General features: G+C 59.0%; 19 protein-coding genes and 1 tRNA gene. 10 read left to right on the top strand and 10 right to left on the bottom strand.

Features of this window, described 5'->3' with window-relative positions; all coding sequences use genetic code 11:
* The first annotated feature begins 15 nt into the window (after positions 1–15).
* The 4 genes from ACR0NZ_RS14065 (at position 16) to ACR0NZ_RS14050 (ending at position 2,381) form a co-directional block, all read left to right on the top strand.
* Positions 16–807 (top strand): cytochrome c1, encoded by a 792-nt coding sequence (locus ACR0NZ_RS14065; protein ID WP_480474560.1) that lies wholly within the window; start codon positions 16–18, stop codon positions 805–807.
* Between the two features lie 199 nt (positions 808–1,006).
* A complete protein-coding gene (locus ACR0NZ_RS14060; RefSeq protein ID WP_480519674.1) occupies positions 1,007–1,258 on the top strand; it encodes a PepSY domain-containing protein in 252 nt (83 codons plus the stop codon).
* A gap of 5 nt (positions 1,259–1,263) precedes the next feature.
* Complete coding sequence (locus tag ACR0NZ_RS14055; protein ID WP_480519672.1) at positions 1,264–1,839, top strand: cytochrome b/b6 domain-containing protein; 576 nt, start codon at positions 1,264–1,266, stop codon at positions 1,837–1,839.
* Positions 1,836–2,381: a helix-turn-helix transcriptional regulator gene (locus tag ACR0NZ_RS14050; RefSeq protein WP_480519670.1), complete on the top strand. Its 546-nt coding sequence runs from the start codon at positions 1,836–1,838 to the stop codon at positions 2,379–2,381. Before ACR0NZ_RS14055 ends, ACR0NZ_RS14050 begins: the two co-directional genes overlap by 4 nt.
* On the opposite strand, the gene mtaB is transcribed toward ACR0NZ_RS14050, so the two are convergent.
* Together mtaB and dapF are read right to left on the bottom strand one after the other, a co-directional pair.
* The gene (gene mtaB / locus ACR0NZ_RS14045; protein WP_480519668.1) at positions 2,363–3,619 is read right to left on the bottom strand and encodes a tRNA (N(6)-L-threonylcarbamoyladenosine(37)-C(2))-methylthiotransferase MtaB; all 1,257 of its coding nucleotides are present in this window, start codon (positions 3,617–3,619) and stop codon (positions 2,363–2,365) included. The two genes, ACR0NZ_RS14050 and mtaB, sit on opposite strands and share 19 nt — an antisense overlap.
* Entirely contained in the window at positions 3,616–4,449 is an 834-nt protein-coding gene (gene dapF, locus ACR0NZ_RS14040; RefSeq protein ID WP_480519666.1) for a diaminopimelate epimerase, read from the bottom strand. The genes mtaB and dapF overlap by 4 nt, the downstream gene beginning before the upstream one ends.
* 220 nt (positions 4,450–4,669) lie before the next feature.
* Between dapF and ACR0NZ_RS14035 the strand changes: the two genes are divergently transcribed.
* The 3 genes from ACR0NZ_RS14035 (at position 4,670) to ACR0NZ_RS14025 (ending at position 7,487) form a co-directional block, all read left to right on the top strand.
* Positions 4,670–4,745: transfer RNA gene (locus tag ACR0NZ_RS14035), tRNA-Lys, on the top strand.
* 134 nt (positions 4,746–4,879) lie between these two features.
* Positions 4,880–5,659: a hypothetical protein gene (locus ACR0NZ_RS14030; protein ID WP_480519664.1), complete on the top strand. Its 780-nt coding sequence runs from the start codon at positions 4,880–4,882 to the stop codon at positions 5,657–5,659.
* Entirely contained in the window at positions 5,634–7,487 is a 1,854-nt protein-coding gene (locus ACR0NZ_RS14025) for a 7-cyano-7-deazaguanine synthase (RefSeq protein ID WP_480519662.1), read from the top strand. Before ACR0NZ_RS14030 ends, ACR0NZ_RS14025 begins: the two co-directional genes overlap by 26 nt.
* 239 nt (positions 7,488–7,726) lie before the next feature.
* Here the strand turns inward: ACR0NZ_RS14025 and ACR0NZ_RS14020 are convergent, their stop codons facing one another.
* The 8 genes from ACR0NZ_RS14020 to ACR0NZ_RS13985 all read right to left on the bottom strand — a co-directional run bounded on the left by ACR0NZ_RS14020 (position 7,727) and on the right by ACR0NZ_RS13985 (position 17,342).
* A complete protein-coding gene (locus ACR0NZ_RS14020) occupies positions 7,727–8,323 on the bottom strand; it encodes a hypothetical protein (protein ID WP_480519660.1) in 597 nt (198 codons plus the stop codon).
* A 202-nt stretch (positions 8,324–8,525) separates the two neighbouring features.
* Positions 8,526–9,032, bottom strand: a complete 507-nt coding sequence (locus ACR0NZ_RS14015; protein ID WP_480519658.1) for a helix-turn-helix domain-containing protein — start codon at positions 9,030–9,032, stop codon at positions 8,526–8,528.
* Positions 9,032–9,235 carry a helix-turn-helix domain-containing protein gene (locus ACR0NZ_RS14010; protein WP_480519656.1) on the bottom strand — a complete coding sequence of 68 codons (204 nt, stop codon included), beginning with the start codon at positions 9,233–9,235 and terminating at the stop codon, positions 9,032–9,034. Before ACR0NZ_RS14010 ends, ACR0NZ_RS14015 begins: the two co-directional genes overlap by 1 nt.
* A 505-nt stretch (positions 9,236–9,740) precedes the next feature.
* Positions 9,741–10,853: an aminomethyl transferase family protein gene (locus tag ACR0NZ_RS14005; RefSeq protein ID WP_234219124.1), complete on the bottom strand. Its 1,113-nt coding sequence runs from the start codon at positions 10,851–10,853 to the stop codon at positions 9,741–9,743.
* 14 nt (positions 10,854–10,867) lie between these two features.
* Positions 10,868–12,907 (bottom strand): oxidoreductase, encoded by a 2,040-nt coding sequence (locus ACR0NZ_RS14000; protein WP_480519654.1) that lies wholly within the window; start codon positions 12,905–12,907, stop codon positions 10,868–10,870.
* 1 nt (position 12,908) lies between these two features.
* Entirely contained in the window at positions 12,909–14,144 is a 1,236-nt protein-coding gene (locus ACR0NZ_RS13995; protein ID WP_480519652.1) for a Tm-1-like ATP-binding domain-containing protein, read from the bottom strand.
* Positions 14,145–14,169: 25 nt separating this feature from the next.
* Positions 14,170–16,620 carry an FAD-dependent oxidoreductase gene (locus ACR0NZ_RS13990; RefSeq protein ID WP_480519650.1) on the bottom strand — a complete coding sequence of 817 codons (2,451 nt, stop codon included), beginning with the start codon at positions 16,618–16,620 and terminating at the stop codon, positions 14,170–14,172.
* The gene (locus ACR0NZ_RS13985; protein WP_480519648.1) at positions 16,617–17,342 is read right to left on the bottom strand and encodes a helix-turn-helix domain-containing protein; all 726 of its coding nucleotides are present in this window, start codon (positions 17,340–17,342) and stop codon (positions 16,617–16,619) included. Before ACR0NZ_RS13985 ends, ACR0NZ_RS13990 begins: the two co-directional genes overlap by 4 nt.
* A 150-nt stretch (positions 17,343–17,492) precedes the next feature.
* On the opposite strand from ACR0NZ_RS13985, the gene ACR0NZ_RS13980 reads away from it, so the two are divergent.
* From ACR0NZ_RS13980 to ACR0NZ_RS13970, 3 genes are all read left to right on the top strand, one after another.
* The gene (locus tag ACR0NZ_RS13980) at positions 17,493–18,434 is read left to right on the top strand and encodes a tripartite tricarboxylate transporter substrate-binding protein (protein WP_480519646.1); all 942 of its coding nucleotides are present in this window, start codon (positions 17,493–17,495) and stop codon (positions 18,432–18,434) included.
* Between the two features lie 67 nt (positions 18,435–18,501).
* Positions 18,502–19,038, top strand: a complete 537-nt coding sequence (locus ACR0NZ_RS13975; protein ID WP_480519644.1) for a tripartite tricarboxylate transporter TctB family protein — start codon at positions 18,502–18,504, stop codon at positions 19,036–19,038.
* Between the two features lie 8 nt (positions 19,039–19,046).
* Positions 19,047–20,570 (top strand): tripartite tricarboxylate transporter permease, encoded by a 1,524-nt coding sequence (locus tag ACR0NZ_RS13970; RefSeq protein WP_480519642.1) that lies wholly within the window; start codon positions 19,047–19,049, stop codon positions 20,568–20,570.
* The last annotated feature ends 1 nt before the right edge of the window (position 20,571 follow it).

Below are 20,571 nucleotides of genomic sequence, written 5' to 3'. Positions count from 1 at the left end.
AGAGGGACCGGAAACATGTTCAAGAAACTTGCAATCGGCGCCGCGTTTGCTCTGGCCCTGACCCCTGCTGCTTCCATTGCAGCAGGCGGTGGTGAGCAGCATATCGAAGATTTCGCCTTCTCGTTCGAAGGCCCGTTCGGCACCTGGGACCAGCATCAGCTGCAACGTGGCCTGCAGATCTATACCGAGGTCTGCGCGGCTTGCCACGGTCTGCAATATGTGCCGCTGCGCGATCTGAAAGCGCTGGGTTACTCGGAAGAAGAAGTCATCGCATACGCGGCTGGCAACTTCGAAGTCTTCGACCCCGAGCTGGACGATTTCCGTCCGGCGATCCCCACCGACCACTTCCCGGCCAATACCGGCGTCGGCGCACCTGACCTGAGCCTGATGGCCAAGGCCCGTGCCGGATTCCATGGGCCTTATGGCCTGGGCATCAACCAGCTGGTCAAAGGCATGGGTGGACCGGAATACATCGCGTCTTTGCTGCATGGCTACACCGGTCACGAAAAAGAAGAGGCGGGTGCGGTGCTCTATGAAAACACTGCCTTCCCCGGCGGCTGGATTTCGATGGCGCCTCCGCTGGCTGACGAGCAGGTCGAGTTCGCAGACGGGCACTCGAACACGGTCGAGCATATGGCCGAGGACGTTGCCGCATTCCTGATGTGGGCAGCCGAGCCAAAGCTGACAGACCGCAAGAACGCAGGCTTTGTCGGTGTGATCTTCCTGACCGTTCTGTCGGTGCTGCTGTACCTGGTCAACAAGCGTCTATGGGCGCCGCACAAGGGCAAACTCCGCAAGGAAGATTGATCCGATCCGTCCTACCGGATTTTACTAAATCAGCCCCCGCGCCGTCAGGTTGCGGGGGTTTTCTTTTGCCAAGCCGCCATCAGCGCGCGCTTATTTGGTCGAAATAAGCGCCGGGTCAATGGATTGGACAGCTTCACAGGCGCACATCAGCCACAACGGCTGATCAATTGCCGTTTGTCTGAAACACGGAGTCACGACAATGAAACTTCCTATTCTTTTTGCCTCAATTCTATTTGCAACGCCGGTATTGGCGCTGGATCTTGCACCCAATGCGGAACTTGGAAAATCCGAGGCCGAAATTCGGCAAACGCTGACGGGCATGGGATTCGATGTCCGCAAAATCGAGACGGAAGACGGCAAGATCGAAGCCTATGTCGTCAAGGATGGTCAATTGGCCGAGGTTTATGTCGACCCCGCAAGCGGCAAAGTCGTCAAGATTGAGGACCAGTAACCGGAATGTCTGAAACAGAATTGATGCATCGTGGGCGCACAGGCGCCCACGAAGTTCAGGTTTGGGATCCACTGGTCCGGCTGGTTCACTGGATCGTAGCCCTGTGCGTTCTGATCAATGGGGCGATTTCCAATCCCGAGGGCGCGTTCCACGAGTATGTGGGCTATGTTGTCCTGGCTTTGGTCTTGTTGCGGTTGCTTTGGGGGTTAACGGGTCCGGCTTTTGCCAGGTTCACCGCCTTTCCTTTCAGCCCCCGTGCGGCCCTTAATCACCTGCGGGACATGGGGCGGGGTGATCAAAGCGTGCACCTTTCACACAACCCTCTGGGGGCCCTTATGGTCTATAACCTCTGGGCGACGCTGCTGGCTTTGTGTGTGACAGGAATCATGATGGGAACAGTTCGATTCTTTGGCGTCGAATGGGTCGAAGACCTGCACGAACTGGCCTTCAACTGGCTGATGCTATCTGTTCTGCTGCATGTTGCCGGGGTTGTCATCGATCAGTGGCGAACAGGTGTCGCTTTGGCAAAGGCTATGGTAACAGGGCGGAAGAATATACCTGAGGACTGGTCAATCAAATGATCAAATGGATCAGAAGCTATTGGCGGCCCGGCGATGCAGACGCTCACCGGGCTGTACTTATGTCGATAATGATCGTTGTTCAGGTACTTTGCGTGGTGTTTTACCTTGGCGACGTCGCCCTGGATTTGAAGGAAGGCGAGGGACCTTCTCATGTAAGTCTTGAGGCTTTTGTCGCATTTGTTCTGCTTGCCGGAATTGTTTTTTTCATGATTGAACTTCGACGCCTGCTGGCAAGGGTGGAACAGACCAAGCTTGGCCTACAGGCCGCGCAGGGTGAAATGAGCGTGGTCATCAACACGTTTTTCGACCGTTGGGGGCTCACCGCTGCCGAGCGAGACGTGGGTCTTTTGGTTCTGAAAGGGCTGGATAACGAAAACATCGCGCGCATCCGGGGGCGGGCCGTAGGAACCGTGCGCGCGCAGACCGCCTCGATCTATGCCAAAGCCGGGGTTGATGGGCGTGCGCAACTGATAAGCGTATTCATGGAAGAATTGTTTGCCGCAGATGGTGAGGCTGCAGACCTTCAGACAACCAAACTGTGATCATTCGCCCCGATGGCTCGGGCGGTTACGATCTGACCTTCAGGCTGAGGTGTATTGAACGTAACTTCGGTGAATTGTTCGGTCCGCCCCATATGCGGGTTCTCCATCAGGATCCGATGGGTTTTGCCGATCTGTTCTGACAGGTGTTTCCTGACCTGAACGTCCCCAGCCGCACGCAGGCGGGCGGCGCGATCCTTGATTAGATTCCCGTTCACCTGCTGCGGGATGCGGGCTGCTGGAGTGCCTTCGCGTTTCGAATATGGGAAGACATGCAGCCAGGTCAGTTCGCAATCGGTAACCAGTTTCAGCGAGTTCTCGAAATGCGCTTCGGTCTCGGTCGGGAAACCTGCGATGATGTCGGCACCAAAGGTCATGTCGGGGCGCAGTTTCCGGGCCTCTTCGGTAAATCGAATGGCATCGTCGCGCAGGTGGCGACGTTTCATGCGCTTCAGGATCAGATCGTCGCCATGCTGAAGCGACAGGTGTAGATGCGGCATCAGGCGTGGTTCGGTTGCTATGGCCTGCATCAGATTCTCGTCCACTTCGATCGAGTCGATCGAACTGATCCTCAGGCGAGCCAAGTCCGGCACCAGTTTTAGAATACGCATCACCAGATCGCCCAGTTTCGGCTGCGCAGGCAGATCGGCCCCCCATGAGGTCAGGTCAACGCCGGTTAGCACCACCTCATGATAGCCCCGATCCACCAGCCGCTTGATCTGATCCACCACAACACCGGCAGGCACGCTGCGCGAATTGCCCCGGCCATAGGGAATGATGCAGAAGGTGCAGCGATGGTCACACCCGTTCTGAACCTGCACATAAGCGCGTGAGCGTGTGCCGAACCCGTCGATCAGGTGCCCGGCCGTTTCGGTGACAGACATGATGTCATCGACCTGAACGGCCTCGGTCTCGCCGATAAAGTCGGCGGCCATGCCTTTCCAGGTTTCTGGCCGCATCTTTTCCGTGTTGCCGATCACCGCATCGACCTCGGCCATCTGCGCGAAGGTGTTGGGTTCTGTCTGGGCAGCGCACCCGGTGACAATCAGCCGGGCGTTCGGATTTTCACGTCGAAGTTTCCGGATCTCCTGCCGTGCCTTGCGCACAGCCTCAGCCGTGACGGCACAGGTGTTTATCACCACGGCATCCGTCAGTCCGGCTTGTTGCAACAGCTCTTTCATCGCCTCGGTTTCATAGGCGTTCAGGCGGCAACCCAATGTGGTGAATTTAGGCGGGTTCATCCCAGCGTCCCTAGAAACTCGGGCGACAACGTGCCCGAGAAGACGTGACAGGTTGACCCGGTCATCCAGACGCCATCCTCGCGCCAGTCAACCCAAAGGGTTCCGCCATCAAGATCAATCTGCACCTTTCGCCCTGTCAGCCCACGCCGCGCCGCAGCCACCGCGGTTGCACAGGATGACGACCCTGATGCCAGGGTAATGCCCACGCCACGTTCCCACACCCGCATGCGGATGTGATCCGGACCCACGACCTGAGCCACCTGCACATTGGTGCGCTCGGGATACAAAGGATGGTGTTCATAGCGGGCGCCGAACTCGGCCAGCGGAATCGCCTCGGCGTTTTCAACAAAGAATGTGCAGTGCGGATTGCCCATACCCGTCGCTGTAGGGGCACCCTCGATTGGCAGTTCCAACGTGTCCATCTCTTCAGCCAACGGAATTTCGTGCCATTCCAACTGAGGAAGACCCATATTGACCGAGGTCAGCCCATCACCTGCGTCCTGCGCAACAAGCGTTCCACGTTCGGTTGTCAGCGTCAGTTGGGTTTTGCCCGTCTCATCCATCAACATTCGCGCGATGCATCTTGTGGCGTTGCCACACGCCGCCGAAGTTGATCCATCCGAATTGTAGAACACCAGATGCGCGTCGGCCGCACCGTTTTCGATTACGGCCAGCTGATCGAATCCCACACCAAAATGCCGATGTCCGATTCCTCGGGCCAGTGCCGGGGTAATCAGAGCATCCCGCGCACGCGCATCAATAATGACGAAGTCATTGCCCAACCCGTGCATCTTAACAAATGGCAAACTGATATCGCGTTTCTGTTGCATGGCGGCGATATAACGTCGGTCGGAACATGAATCCACCCTGTCGCGTAGAATCGTGAAAAAAGGGGTTGACCCCCCTGCGCCACCTGCCTAATTAGGCCGCCTATCGGGTCGCTGGAAACACAGATTGTTTCAGCGAAACGAGGCGCAAAATAAGGGCTTGAACCCGGTTGGGAAATTGCCGTAAAGAGCGCCACGGATCGAGAAGATCCAACAAAAGAGTGGGCCGTTAGCTCAGTTGGTAGAGCAACTGACTTTTAATCAGTGGGTCGCAGGTTCGAATCCTGCACGGCTCACCACTGTTTTCAAAGACTTATGAGACGATCTCACGCCTGGCACTCAGTTCGGGTAAGCGTGGGGTAAGCGGGTGCGTCCATTTTTTCCTTTACATTCGCCCGAGGGTTGCATGACTCTGCGGGCAAGGGAGGATCTGATGGGACACATCAGGCTCGGTACTTTGCCTCGGTCCAGGAAGTGGCGCGAGGTCGTTGATCTGATTGCAACCGATGCGTCTGTAGAAGAGATCGCCGAGGCCGCGGCGGATGCATCAAACAAAGATCTCTCACGCGCGAGTGGTGACCCCAGGTTTCAGTTCGTAAGTGATCTTCTTGTGAGGTTGCCTTTGCTTGCGAGGGCTCCTGGCTTCGAAGACGCACTGGCTGATCTTGGTATCGACGTATCGGAGCTTGCCTCTGTGCCAGGGCTGCTCGCAGAGTTGGATCGTGCCGTTGATCGCAAGAGCTTCGATCTCCGAAGTTCCTCAGATGCAGGAGAACTGGCCAAGGCCGCACTCTTGGAAAGCCTTTCCGTTCAGCTGCACGACCGGTTGCCATCCCTGTTTGAACCGACACCGCAAGAAATTCGCCAAGCACTCGCGAGCTTCGCCTCGGGCGATGCTTTTGCGAGACTCGCGCGGGATTTCTTTGCTCGGCTGACATACCGCTCTCTAGACTACTATTTGAGCCGGGAACTGGCCAATCACACTGGCGAGGATCGACGCTTTTCCACCGATGCACAGCGAGTGGCATTTCAACAAGCCCTCGCCCAGCACACATTTGAAGTGTCTAGAATTGTCGAAGAATATGCGGGCGGTTGGTACGGGAAAACCGTTTGGCAGAAGCAGGGGCTTGATCGAGACGCAATAGACAAGTTCACAGCTTACGCGTTCAAAAAGATGCGCTCGGAGTTTGGGCGCCGTCGCGCCGTTGCCTGAAGTTGAAGTCAAATGGCTGCCGTCTCTGACGAAAAGCGGCGGTGATGAAGTCCTGCGCCTCGACATTGCTGGCCGCGAAGTCGCAATGACGCTGCGGATTGGACAATTGAACCGTCAGTTGGTCGAGGGGCTACAGGATCGTGCGCTCGATCTGTTGGAGATTGCCGCGCTTGTTTATTGCGCTGATTCCGCCGTCAGTCGCGGCGGGCTGGCCGATCAGAACATGGGGGAGAAATGGCACAGGCGTTTCGTCGCGAGCATGCCCGTGCGCGATCCTGAGTTCTGGAGCGAAGTTAGAGTGAAGCAGGCGCTGGAAGAAACATTGATGTTTCTCTCGGGAGACCGCTTTGAGTTCTCCTTCTCAACAAAAGACGACCCGGAAGCGGAGCGAACGCGCTTCTTCAAATTTGGTACTGAGAGTTCATGGCAGCCGCAGCGCGTCCTGATGTTCTCCGGCGGACTCGACTCCTTTGCCGGGGCCATTGAGGAAATCGTGGAACAGAAGCATCGGGTGGCTCTAGTCAGTCATGCCTCTTCCACGAAAATTGCGCCGGTCCAGAAACGGCTGATCTCCGAATTGAGCAAAAAGTACGGAGCGGATACGTGCCGCCACATTCCTATGACCGCTCAGTTGAGCGGCCGATCAACTGCGGAGAGAACCCATCGTACACGCTCATTCTTGTTTGCGGTACTTGGGTCGATCACTGCAACGGCCTTCGGACTGGACCGCGTGTCGTTCCATGAAAACGGGGTTGTGAGCCTCAACCTACCGCCCGTTGGCAACGTCATTGGTACACGAGCGACGCGAACGACACACCCAAAGACACTGAAGCTGTTCACGGGACTGCTGCGCCTTGTTTTTGAAGATGACATGCGTGTCGACAATCCGTTCTTCGCGCGGACAAAAGCAGAAGTCGTTGAACGCATTGCGCAACTGGGGATGGCAGACCAGATTGTAAAGACGCGCAGCTGCGCTGATGTACACAACCAAACCCATCAATACTTCCATTGTGGGCGCTGTTCGCAGTGTATCGATCGGCGGTTCGCGATACTTTCAATCGGGCTTGAACGTTTTGACACTGAAGATGCGTATCGCATGGACTTGATGTCGGACGCTCGACTGAAAGGGATCGACCGGGAGATGGCGTTGTCCTATGTGCGCAATGCAGTGTTGTTTGAAAACGCCACGGCAGAAGCACTGATCCGAAATTTCCCCGTTGTGTTGGATGCGGTCAATCACCTCGACAATCCGCCGGGCACAGCCATGTCGATGATCGCAGATTTGCTGAACCGTCATGGAAAGGCTGTCACATCGGTGATGCGCAGAACTCTCGAAAGCAAGTCACCCAGTGAGTTCCCTGAACAGAGTTTGCCAAGGCTATATGGTGAGATGCAGAGTGGCTTAACCTTGCCGGCAGTGCCTGCTGCGTCAGTTAAAAAAAACGAGAAAGAGCAACCACCGCTGACCATAGAAATCGACAAAACCTCCCGCTTAGTTGTGATCGATCAACGTGTTGAGCTTAAGAAAAACGCCACAGTGGATCTATTGATCATTTTGGCTGAAGAGTGGCTCCGTTCTGTTGGTGAAGGGCTCGATCCGATGGACTATCCATGTACCCAAGCGGGAGAACTTGCCAAGAAATTGGGCGTTCAGTCAGATGAAGCCGTGAGGCGACGAGTGCAGAATGCGCATAGAACGCTCGCGAAAAGGTTCGAGTCCTCTGCTGTGGTGGTCGACAAGCCTGAGGAGCTGATCGAAAATCTCCCATGGCATGGCTATCGCCTCGCACCCGACCGTGTGGTTATTCGGGTCCGCACGCACAAGTAATCAGCTTTCACTGTCTTCGTCATCGTCGTGCATTGGTCCGCGTTTACGAAACCGTCCCATCAGTTCGATCTGGCGACCAGGTGAAACAGAGCCGTAGGAGCTGAACGTCGTCATCACACTGTCGTGTCCCATGTTCTGCGACCAGGCTTTGTAATCCTCTGGTGTCCTGCAATGATGCTTTGCCAGTTCAGCGATCGTATCTCGCACGCGGTGCGGCGAAAACGGTGGCAGACCTGCGTTTACAAAAGCCTGCTTGAAGATCCTGGCCGCAGACGACGGGCCGGCCCACGGCTCGCGCGCGATGCCCGCAGCCTCAAAGCGCCTGGATGGACCGACAGCGACCTTTGTCTTGGGGAAGAGAGGATCGCGTCTGAGAAGAGATGCGCTTGGCGAAGCTCCATGATCCAGTCGTGTAGGACCTTTTCGACATCTTTGCCGAAGGGAAAGAAGCTGGTCGTGAACGACTTTCCGAACTTTGTATCGACGGAGCGACCGTCAAACTGCACACATTTGTTGGCAAGATCGACATGACGCAGCCGCACCGTTATGGCCGCACCCTCACGCGAGCCGGTCAGGAACAGGAAGGCGATCAGGGCGCGATCACGGCGCTGGATCACTGTTTCTGCAGGCATGACGAACAACAGGTGTTTGATCTGTTCAGGCGATGGATGCGGCTTCCACAGGGTGCCGCGACGGGCCTGATCCGATTTGCGATCTGGTGTCAGATAGGCAATGTCCGCACGTGAGATCCTGGACTTGTAGCCCGGTTGATCGGCCATCCAGTCAAAGAACTTCATAACATCGCGCAGAACGCCGTTGATCGTAGCGGCCGACAATGGGGCGCCCGTGCGTTCATTGCATAGGCTTTCCAGATGGCGTTTGAAGGCGCGCGCCCTTTCTGAATGGAACGCCCTGTAATCCTTACCTTTGAGCCATTTATCATAGATGGCAATCGACGCTGCGGCTTTGTCGATCGAAGATTGCGACAGCCCCTTTGCGTCCTTCAGCCAGACAAGGTGTTTACGCTTGATGCGCAGGTTATCCGAGGTGTGTTTTGGCGTGGGTCTCTGGCTCCTCTTTCAAGGTGACTTTTGAATGGGGGTCGGTACAGGACACTAATCTTGGGGAGGCTTGTTGGATTGTGACTTCCAGTTTTGCCTGAATGGCCTCCAGATCAGTGCGGCGGATGATCTTGTTCATGACCGCCCCGCAGGTCGGACAGAGGGCCGTCAGGCGGCCGCTGGAAGCCGTCTCCTGGACGTAGTCTGCGATTCTGCCGTCAGGTTCACGCGGTCCTTTGCATCCAAGGCAATAGCAGTGATGCAAAGCCAGCTTGCACCGCGCGCTGTGTTGCTTTTGCCCGAGGAAGTCCTTGAGCACATGCCCTTCGATCAACCACGGTTTGCAGCTGGTATCGGCTGCGAGACCCTTGTGGCGGATCCAACGAATGACGGTCTGGCGGTGACAGCCTAAAACATCCGCCACCTCCCAGACCGTGTAGACAAGATGCGATTTGATTTTTTGTCCGGGGAAAGACTTGGCCATCACGTGTCCTCCCCGGAAATCGGTCCGCATGTGTTCTGGCAAACCTGTGCCTCTTCATAGGCTTCGATCACGCCTTCATCGTACAGAACTCGCGCTCCGATCTTGAGAAACCTGGGGCCCTTTCCGAGCCACCGCCACTGCTCCAGCGTCCGCGGCGACATGTGCCACCGCTCCGCCAGCTGATCTTGTGTCAACTTGGGCATATCAACCTCAACTGCTCACTGCGGCACGAGAAAGTTCGCTCCGCTTCTTCAATTGAGAATCTGAGTGTTCAGAGTTTGGAAGTATGTGGTCACAGCCCCGGAAAGCGTGACGAGTACCAAGGTTAAGCCATTGATACTAAATGCGCCGAGACGAAAAGGTGTGACGCATCCACAAATTGCGTGACCTTGCGATCCAAACCGCATGGAATCAGTGTCTGCCAATGGACGGAAAGCTGACGTTAATCAAAAATACTTCGAAGACGGCTTCGAGCCCAAGGGCGACTTTGGCGGCCGACGCAGCATCCGTCGCGATGGGTAGAAACCGGCCGTTTGCCGCACCATTCGTCAACGCCCGATCTGAACAAAATCTCCTGCCCACCGGAGTTTACCATGACCTGTTTCCGGCCCCAGTGCCGAGTATGGGCATGTCATGGCGTTGACGAAGATGAGCTATCATTCGACGGCCCCGCCGCAAACAGGCGGGGCCTTGGGGCTTGGATCGGCTTCAAATCCGCGACCGGCCGTTCTGTGGGTCGTAGACGGCGCCGGTTCGGATCGTCGCGACCACATCACCTGCCAGTTCAACCATTTCGCCATCACGCGCCAGTTCGGAAGGGACATAGCCCATCGCAAGAGCGCGACCGACGGAATGGCCCATGGCAGATGATGTGACATGGCCAATGGTCGCGCCGTCGACGTGAAGCTCTGCGCCGCCTTCTGGCGGGTTGGCACCTTCGGGCAGTTCAAGCAGAACAAGGCTGCGCGTAGCGCCGTCTGCTTTCAACCCTTCGACGATGCCTTTGCCAGGGTAGTCGACATCCTTCGCGCGCACGGTCCAGCCCAAGCCAGCCTCAACCGGGTTGTGTTCCTCGGTGATGTCACGCCCGAAGATCGGGTATTTCTTTTCGATCCGCAGGCTGACCATCGCGGCCACACCGCAAGGCACCAGGCCCTTGTCGGCACCTGCCTCAAGAATCGCCACATAGATGTCTTCGGCATTTTGGGTGGGGATGAACAGCTCATAGCCCAGCTCGCCCGTGAACCCTGTGCGCGAGATGATCACATCCTCGACTCCAGCCAGAGTGGTCTGCACGATTTCGAAGGGTTTCAGCGCCTCGTTAGACAGATCCGCTGGCGTCATCGGCTGCAGACAGTCGCGCGCGGCCGGGCCTTGCAGCGACAGCGAGGTATAGCGATAGCCAAGCGAGACAACGGTCACGTCCATGCCTGCGCCTTTTTCGTTCAAATGCGCCTCGATCACGCCAACACGATGCGGAGCAGGGCAGACCCAGAACTTGTCCATAGACACGCGCCAGGTGATCACATCATCCAGAAAACAGCCATCGTCCTTCAGGATGCCGCAATAGGTGCCCTTGTTGTCGGGCAGCTTGGCCATATCAGCCACGTGGGTTTCATTCACCAGCCGCAGCGCGTCGCGGCCCGAAACCTGCAACAGGAACTGGCCAAAGATCTCGAACAGCCCGGCCTTTTCACGGGTGGTCAGGTGTTCCGTTTTTGGGTCGGAGAATGCAATGGGGGCGTAGTATCCGGCGGCCGCGCGCACGTCGGCATTGCGCGCCATGAAGACGTGATACAGTGGGGTTTTCTTGGTGGTCATGAGGTGTCCTTCGGTCAGTGAAAGAGCGTCGGGCGCTCGCGTTTGAAGATGCGATCGGCGGGTTCGGAGCCCAGTATCTCGCGGGCATGGCGATGGCCGGAGTAGATCGCGGTCTGGATCGTGCCGGGCACTTCGGCGTCGCCGATCACCCGGTGGGCCGTGCCCCGTGCGGTGAGCGCATCCGACAGGCCGGTGTCGGGCAACCGCCGGGTGACGGCGATCAGGGTAGCGCCCGAGATGGCCATCTGCGGTTCGCCCGTATCGGAACGCACCACCTGCAATGCGTCCTCCTGCCAGCCAATGGCAGAGCTGTTGGGCGACATGCGCACGCCCGCGGCCAGAAGTTCTGCCACCATGCGGGGTTGTTCCAGCGTATTGCCCATCCACCCGGCCAGCGTGGGCATCGGCGTGACGATTTGAACCTCGTGCCCCTTGGCTGCCAGGTCCGCGGCCAGCGCGTTGGCCATGTAATAGTGGTCGTCGTCATAGACCACGACCGGACCCATGATCTCGGCCCCGTCCAACACATCGTCGGGGGTCAGGGCAGCATTCTGAAAACCAGGGATCGGGGACAGGTTCGACCGCCCCTGCCCATCGCGTAGCCAGTGCGATCCGGTGGCCAGGATGATCTGATCCGCCTCGAAATCGGCAATACCATCAGCGTCCAGTTCACTTTCCGGGAACAGATGCACATTGCCCATCTGTTGCAGCTGATACAGGCGATAATCAACCACACGGCCCCACGTGGCGAGGTTCTTGATTGTCGCCTCGCGGCGCACGCGTCCGCCCAACTGATCCGCCTTGTCGGCCACGGTCACCTCATGCCCGGCGCGCGCCAGGGTCAGGGCTGCTTCCAGCCCCGAAGGCCCGCCGCCGACGATCAGCACGTTTTGCGCAGCCGTGGTTGCAGGCACCTTTTCAGGGTGCCAGCCGCGCCGCCATTCCTCGGACATAGTGGGGTTCTGGGTACAGCGCACCGGCACCCCGGCTAGTTCGGTAGAGACACAGATATTGCAGGCAATGCATTCACGAATATCTTCGATCCGGCCTTCGCGGATCTTGTTGGGCAGGAACGGATCGGCAATCGAGGCGCGGGCCGAACCGATCATGTCCAGCACCCCGCGCTTGATCTGGCTGACCATCGTGTCGGGCGATGTGAAGCGGCCCACACCCAGCACGGGTTTGTTGGTGACCTGTTTGACAAAGGATGTGAATTCTTCCTGATACCCCTGCCTTGCGTAGCGCGAGGTGGTGCTGTCGACGCTCCAGCCAGACACGTTCACGTCCCACAGGTCGGGCAGATCGGCCAGGGCCTCGACCACGTGACGTCCTTCACCGTCACAGGTGATGCGTTTGGGACCCGAGGCCTCGTGCACCGCAAAGCGCAAGGCAATGGCCATGTCGCCTGCGGCCTCGTCCCGGGCCTCTTCCAGCACTTCGCGCAGCAGGCGAAGGCGGTTTACGAACGACCCACCGTATTCATCCGTCCGCTGATTGTAATGGGGCGACAGGAAATGCCACAGGATCGAGGCGTCATGGCTGGCATAGACATAGGCCATGTCATAACCCGCCCGTTTCGCCCGCCCGATGGCAGCCCGGAACGAGGCGCGCAGGCGTTTGATGTCCGCCTTGTCCATTGCCTTGGCTGAATAGGGCATTTCCGGCTTCAGGGTCGGCAACGACGATGGGCCCATCGCCGGGTATCCGTTTTCCGCCCCGCGCGATCGAAGCCCGGTATGGGCCAGCTCGATCGAGGCCAGCGCGCCATGGGCATGGATGCGTTCGACCGATTTGGCGTGAACCGCCACATCGCCCTCATCCCACAATCGTTCATAGGGAAGGCCAGACAAGTCTGAAGTCGGGTCAATCTCGCTCAGCTGCATCCCGATGATGCCCCACCCCCCCTCGGCGCGCATCTGGCGAATGCCGATGGCACCATTGGGCATCAGATAGCTGTGGCCATTGGCATAAGGCATCATCACGAACCGGTTGGGTGCGGTGACGGGGCCGATTTTCAGCGGCTCGAACAGGATGTCATATTGGCCGTTCAGCATATCAGCCCACCTTGATCGTGCCGTCCGCCACCCAGGCGTCGAAGACCGCCAGCACTTTGGTGACAAAGGCCTCGTCGTTGATATGGCAGTCCAACTCGCTGAAAATGATCGGGTCGGTCATGACCTTGCGCATCTCGTCGCAGAACTCGGCGAAGGCATCCGGGTCGTGGGCTTCCTGGCCGGGGCGGTCCCATTCCTCGATCCCTTGGTTGGTCAGGATCACATGGGCGGGTGTCTCGCTGGATTTGATCCGCTTGGCCATCTCCCGCGCAGTTTCGCGCCGTTCCTCGGCGTTCAAACCCGAGGATTTGATCAGACGGTTATGCGCATGGAAGGGCCGGTCCAGATAGCGTTCGGGGATTTCCTGCCAGCCCGCGAAATCAACCAGGTCGATACAGCCCGGCGCGATGATCTGCGGAATGCCCGCACGCCCGGCACTGAGCATCCGGTCACGCCCGCCATTGATGACCGAACCCACCATCAGGTTGCCCAGTTCGGGCAGGGCGAAATCCATGACGCAGGCAAAGCCACCCTCGGCGGCGATGCTTTCGAAGGCTGCGCCGCCCATACCGGTGGCGTGGAAAATGGCGACTTCAAAGCCGCGCTCCTCCAGCGCCGGTTTCAGCGCTTTCATGTATTTCAAGCAGGACGACCCAAGCGAGGTCATCCCCACCACCGGCTTGTCCCGGACCGGTGGTTCGACCAGACGCGCCGCGCCCAGCACCGCGCCCGCCGCTTGGGATAGCGAGGATTTGCAGACCGAGTTCAGCCCGTAAAGCCCGCCCGCCCAGAGGATCATCTGGATATCTGCCGACAGGCGTTCGGCGGGGATCAGCGGGCTGAAAGAGACAGTGGACACCACGTATTTCGGCACCCCAAGCGGCAACGCCTGACAGACGTCCAGCGCCAGATCGGTGCCCATCGTGCCACCCAGGATCACAACGCCGTCGAACTTGCCTTCGTCATAAAGCCGCCTGGCCAGTGCGCAGGCGCCGGTCGCCATGATCTGCATGGCCGAGTTTTCATCACCACTGTCGATCGCCTCCTGAATTGACGCGCCCCCCGCCTCGGCCACGTCGTGTTTGGAGTGGTCCGTCGGGTTGGCCGGGTCGCCCAACACGCTGACATCCATGGTCAACACACCGCCCCCGCCTGCGCGGATGCGGCTAGCCATATAGTCCAACTCGTCATTCTTGGTGTCATAGGTGCCGATGACCAGAATTGTCTTGTCAGCCATTTTCTTTCTCCTCCCTGATTGCGCTTCAGCCGCGCATGATGTCTCCCTTGGGGTCATAGAACGGGGCCAGTTGCGCCGTGATCGGATACATCTGCCCCGCGATCTGAACTTCGAAACCGCCTTCGTCGATCCAGGCCTTGGACACGCCTTCGGGGTTTTCCAGCGATGCCAGACCGACCATTTGTTCGATCCGCACGCCCCAATCGCCCGAGGTCACGTGGCCAACGATGGCCCCGCCTTTCCAGATCGGTTCGTTGTGGATCAGATAGGGGCCGTCCTGCGCCGTCAGACTTGGCACGATGATCGAAACCGTGCGGTGCTTGGTGGCGGGGCCTTTGGCCTTTTGCGCCGCCAGAACCTCGCGGCCCAGAAATTCGCCCTTGTCCAACTTCACGGCAAAGCCCAGCCCGGTTTCATAGGGCGTATCATCTTCGCCAATGTCATGGCCAAAGTGGCGGAAGCCCTTTTCCAGCCGGCAGGCATTCATCGCGAATATGCCCATATGACGCAGCCCATGGGGGGCACCGGCCTCGAGCAGGGCGTCATAGACCCCGGCCATGAACTCGGTCGAAACCATCAGCTCAAACCCCAATTCGCCCAGAAACGAGCGGCGAATGGCCCAGCCCCGCGCATAAGCGATGTCGATCTCGCGCGCTGCGCCAAAGGGGAAGGCATCGTTGCTGAGGTCGTCGCCGCTGATCGCTTGCAGGATATCGCGCGATTTCGGGCCATGGATGGACAGCAGGCCATAGGCGGCCGTCGCATCGAAGATCTGGAACTGCCAGTCGTCCTCGGCATGGCATATGATCCAATGTTGGTCGCGCATCTGGCTGGGGTGGCCGGTGACCACCATGAAGGCCTGATCATCGGTACGGGTCACGGTCACATCCGCCTCGATCCCGCCACGGGTGTTCAGAAACTGGGTATAGACCGAGGTGCCGACCGCCACGTCCATTTCGGCGCCGCAGACCCGGTTCAGCGCTTTCACCGCATCCGGCCCCTGGATCAGGATCTTGCCATACATGGATTGATCCAGCACCACCGCGGCATCCCGCGCGGCCTCGCATTCTTCGCGCACATGGTCGGACCAGGGTTTCCAGCGGATCGAGGGGGCATCGCGCCAGTCCGCGCCGTAATACATCGGCACTTCCCAGCCAATCCGCTCGGCGAATTGCGCGCCTGCGGCTTTCAACCGGCCGTGCAAGGGCACCTGCCGCACGCCACGCGCGCTGGTGACCTGCCGCCCGGCCCAGTGAATGCCATAGTGGAACCCCACCGCCTCGGCGGCGCGTTCAGCGTTATAGGCTGTGTTTTTCTGGAAAGGATGCGCGCGCACCGCCAAGAGCGGCAGCATCGAGCGTGAAGGCATCCCGTCGATCATCCATTCCGCCATGGTCAGCCCAACACCGCCCGAGTTCAGAATGCCGTTCGAGTTCATTCCCGTGGCCAGGAACACCCCATCGATTTCTAGGGACGGCCCTAGATAGGGACGCCCATCGGGGGTGAAGCTTTCCGGCCCGTTGAAGAAAGTCTGAATACCCATCTCGGCCAATGCGGGCATCCGGGCGAACATGCGTTCCAGCTCGGGCTCGACATGTTCCATATCAAAAGGCAACTCATCAAACTCGAATTCCGCCGGTATGCCATCACGCCCATAGGGCTTGCCCAGCGCCTCGAACCCGCCGATCAACAGCTTGCCGGCGTCTTCTTTCCAATAGGTGCGCTCTTCGGAAATGTTCAGAATAGTCTGATTGCGGGGCAGGTCGGCCACGGGTTCGGTGACGATATAGAAATGCTCTGCCGCGTGCAGGGGCACGGTGACGCCATGCGCCTTGGCGAACAGGTGGCTCCACATGCCGCCTGCGATCAGAACCTTGTCGGTGGCGATGGTGCCGCGATCGGTCTCAACCCCCGTAACCTTCCCCCCTTGCAGAACCAGGCGCGTGACGGTGGTGTTTTCGAACACCTGCGCGCCTTGTGCCCGCGCGCCCTTGGACAGGGCCACGGTTACATCGAGCGGGTTCACCTGCCCGTTTGAGGGCACGAAGAACGCCGATTTCACATCATCGACTTCGACCTGAGGCCAATGTTCCAACAATTCCTCGCGCGATAGCATCCTTGTGTCGATCCCCATGCGAGCGGCGTGGTCATGGCTGCGCAGCAGCTGTTCGTGACGCACTTCGCCCAAGGCAATGTTGATCGTGCCGTTCTGCTTGTATCCAGTGCCCTGGCCGGTCTCGACCTCCAGCGTCTGGAACAACTTGGCGGTGTATTTCCCCAGCTCGGTCTGTGAAGTGCTGTCGCGCAATTGGCCAACAATACCGGCTGCATGCCAGGTGGTTCCAGACGCCAGTTTCTTACGTTCGATCAGAACCGCGGGCACACCCCGGTGGGCCAGATGATAGAGGGTCGAAACCCCGATGATCCCCCCTCCGAGGATGACAACAGGAGCGCGATTGGGAAGCGGGCGGGTCATTGGAGTCTCCTGCTGGGGTGAAACTGCATGGGCTGGCCGCCGATGGCGACAGTTGCGGCTGTGGCCGTCAGGCAGAGGGCCGTTTCCTGCGTGTCGATGGAGTGGCCATGCGCGTCGGACGCTGGCAGGACAAGAGTGGCGACAAAGGCCAGGTCACCGCTACTGCCAAACACAGGTGCTGAAAGGGATTGCAACGCCCCGGCCTGCGCACCGGGCGTGCGGGCCATTCCCGCATGTCGGCAGTGCAGCACCGCATTCTTCAGAGCCTCGGGTGTGTCAAAACCATTTCCGAAGGCATGGCAGACGATACCCGTGCTGCTGCCTTTCAGGCTCAGGCGGGAGCCGATGGGCACCCGGCCTGCGTCCTCGGCGACGCCTTCGTGATAGAGTGCGACCGGGGTTGCAGACCCATCCGCAGCATCAAAGAGGATGGCCCAGCTGTTCAGCCGAGCGGACAAGGCGGCGACGATCGGCGCGATGACCTCACGTGCGCCCCCCCGCCGCTTGCGCCCTTGTGCAAGCCGCGTCAGGGCAGGTCCGACCCGGTATTTCCGTGTTTCATGATCCTGTTCAACAAAGGCGTTTGATTCGAGTTCGCAGAGGTAACGATAGACCGTCGCCTTGTTCTGGCAGCTGGCGCGGGCCAGGTCGCTCAACCCGATTCCTGCCGCATCCAGGGGAAAATGGTCCAGCATTTTCAGCGCGTTGGATACCGTTCCCATGTCCTTCCTCCCCCTGTGAACCTGGCCTGTTGCCGTCTTGGAATGCCTTGAGTGTTGACAGAAACCGTTCACACGTTCAATGTTTATTTGCACCACTGGTGACAATAATGAACCTATGAACCGCGCAAAGACAGACAGGGAGATATGAAAATGCTGAAGAAGACACTTGCCGCAAGCTTGCTTGCCATGGCCACGATCGCGCCCGGCGCGGCGCTGGCGGAATACCCCGAAAAACCCGTTGAATTTGTCGTGCCCTGGCCTCCGGGCGATCTGGAAGACGTGCTGACGCGCATGATCGCCGAGGATTTCCAGTCCGAATATGGCGTGCCAGCTGCCGTGGTGAACAAACCCGGCGGCGGCGGCGGGCCGTTCCCCGGCGCTGTGGCGGTCGCGGGGGCCGCACCTGATGGCTATACGGTGGGATCGTTCATCCTGGCCGTGCCGGTCGTCGGCCCGCAACTGGGCATTCCCGAGCTGAACCCCAACCCGTTTGAGCCGCTTGGCGCCTTCCTGACCTATCCCTTCGTGATCGTCGCAGGCAAGGATGCGCCCTATGACGACATCGACGGATTGGCCGCTCATGCAAAGGAAAATGACGTGGCGCTTGGCCATTTCGGTGCGCCTCTGGTGCCGACCCAGGTCACCTTGGCCCTGGCCAAGTCCAAGGGGTTCAGCTGGGGCTCGGACGCGGCCTTTGACATGCTCGACTGCAACTCGCTGGCGTCAGGCGACGTGGACGTGATGAACACCACGCTGCAACTGGTGCTGCCGTGCAAGGACGACATCAAGGTGCTGGCATCTATCGGTGGCGAACGCATCAGCCTGACCCCGGACACCCCCACCGTGTCCGAGATCGATCCGGCGCTGGATATTGCCCTGTGGAACGGGCTGTTCGTCCACAAGGACACGCCGCAGGACGTGCGCGACAAGATCATCGCCGTGGCGCAAAAGACCATGGCCACGGAGCGTGCGATCGAACTTGGGGCCCAAACCGGTGCGCTGGTCTATTGGCAGAGCGCCGACGAAACCACGGCCCAGGTCGAAAAAGATATCGCCACGCTCGACGCCATCGGAAAGATGCTGGCCGAGTGATGAGCGATCTCCCTGGAGCGGTCAGGGCTCTGTGCCCCGGCCGTTTTGGTAAGGATTGGAGGCTTCGATGATCCGCGCGAAGACATTGCAAGACCTGTTCAAACGCTATCGGCGCCCCGGCGATCTGGTCTTTGCCGTCGCCTTCTTGGGGTTCAGCCTGTTTCTTGCGCTGAACCTGGGCGACCAGGCGAAATGGGGCAACGGCAAACTGTTTGCCCAACCCGCGTTCTGGCCACATCTGGCTGTGTGGATGATGGTCGGCTTCGGCGGCCTGCATTTGATCGGCTCACTGGTCTCTCCCAAGCTTGATGGCCGCTGGGCCGAGGTTGCCTTCTGGGTCCGCTCGCTTGAATTTGCCGGGTGGTTTTTGGCCTATGTGCTGTTGGTGCCACGTTTGGGCTATCTGCCTTCGACCCTGCTGTTCATGACAGTGCTGGCCTTCCGGCTGGGCTATCGCCGCCCGGTTATGCTGGTTGGGGCTGCGGGTGTAGGGCTTAGTATCGTACTGGTCTTCAAGACCTTCCTGCAAGTCAAGGTGCCTGGCGGGCAGATTTATGAGCTGTTGCCCGATGCGCTGCGCAGCTTCATGCTGACGAATTTCTGAGGATCGATATGGAAGATTTCACCTCTGGCCTGGCCCTGCTGGCCAGTTGGGACGTGCTGGCCGCCCTGTTGATCGGATCAATCGGCGGTGTCGTCATCGGCGCGATCCCGGGGGTTGGCGCGGCAGTGGCGATTGCCATCCTTCTGCCCGCCACCTTCTCGCTTGAACCGTTGGTCGGGCTGACGATCCTGCTCGGGATCTATGGCAGTTCGATGTATGGCGGCGCGCTGCCCGCCATCCTGATTAACACGCCCGGCACCGCGGTCAATGCGCTGACCACTTATGATGGCTATCCGATGACCAAACGGGGCGAGGCGCGCAGGGCCTTGTCGCTGGCCTATTCGGCGTCGTTCTTCGGCGGGGTTTTTGCCATTCTCTGCCTGATCCTGCTGTCGCCACTTCTGGCCATGATCGCCCCCCATTTCGGATCGCGTGAGATCTTTCTGGCGGCCCTTCTTGGTATCATCCTGGTGGTGCTCGCCCACCGCGGGCAGGTGTTGGCCGCAGGCATGTTGGCGGGGTTCGGCATCCTCTTGCACACCATCGGGTTGGAGCCGGTCACCTATACCCGCCGCTTCACTTTCGATCAGACCTGGCTCGCGGGCGGAGTTGACCTGATTGTCGTTGTGCTAGGCCTGTTTGCCCTGTCCCAGGCGTTCCTGCTGCTGGCTGACAAGGATACAACTCCACATCCGCAACCGGTCAAGGGATCGATGTATGGCGGCATGAAAGAGCTTTGGATCTATCGCCGGGTCGCATCGGCCGCTTCAGGCTTTGGTGTGTTGATGGGCATGATCCCGGGCGTGGGTGAGTTCACTGCACAGTTCCTGTCCTATACCTATGCGCAAAAAACCTCCGACACGCCCGAGGCGTTCGGCGAAGGGTCCCCCGAGGGGCTGATTGCATCCGAGGCCGCCAACAACGCCGTGCCGGGAGCGGCGATGATCCCGCTTTTGGCTCTGGGCATTCCGGGCGAGGCACTGACCGCGATGATGCTGTCGGTCTTCTATGTGCACAACGTCATCCCTGGCCCGCAACTGTTCCAGAACCAGATGGATTTCGTCTATGCGCTCTATGCGGCGATGCTGATCCTGAACGTGATCGTCATCGTGTTCCTGCTGTTTTCAACCAACATCCTGACCAAGGTGATCCAGATCCCGACCCGCTTTTTGGGCCTGATCATCCTGACGCTCAGCTTTGTCGGGGTCTATTCGCTGCGAAACTCGGTTGTGGACTGCGTAATTGCCAGCGCCTTCGGCATCCTCGGCCTGATCCTGAAACGGCTGAACCTGCCGCTGGTGCCGATCATCCTGGGTATGGTCCTGGGGGGCATCATGGAGGCCAAGCTGCGCACTTCGATGATGCGAGTGAAAACCCCTTGGGATTTTGTCGACCGTCCGATTGCGGCGATCCTGGCTTTGATGATCTTTTTGGTCATCGGGTTGCACATCCGCACGCTTGTCAAGGAACACCGGCATCGGATCGCCGAAATGGACCACGATCACGATATTCACACGTCACAACAGGGGTAGG

The sequence above is a fragment of the Ruegeria sp. AE3 genome (assembly GCF_056542225.1).
This window is presented reverse-complemented; position numbering and strand designations above follow the sequence as displayed.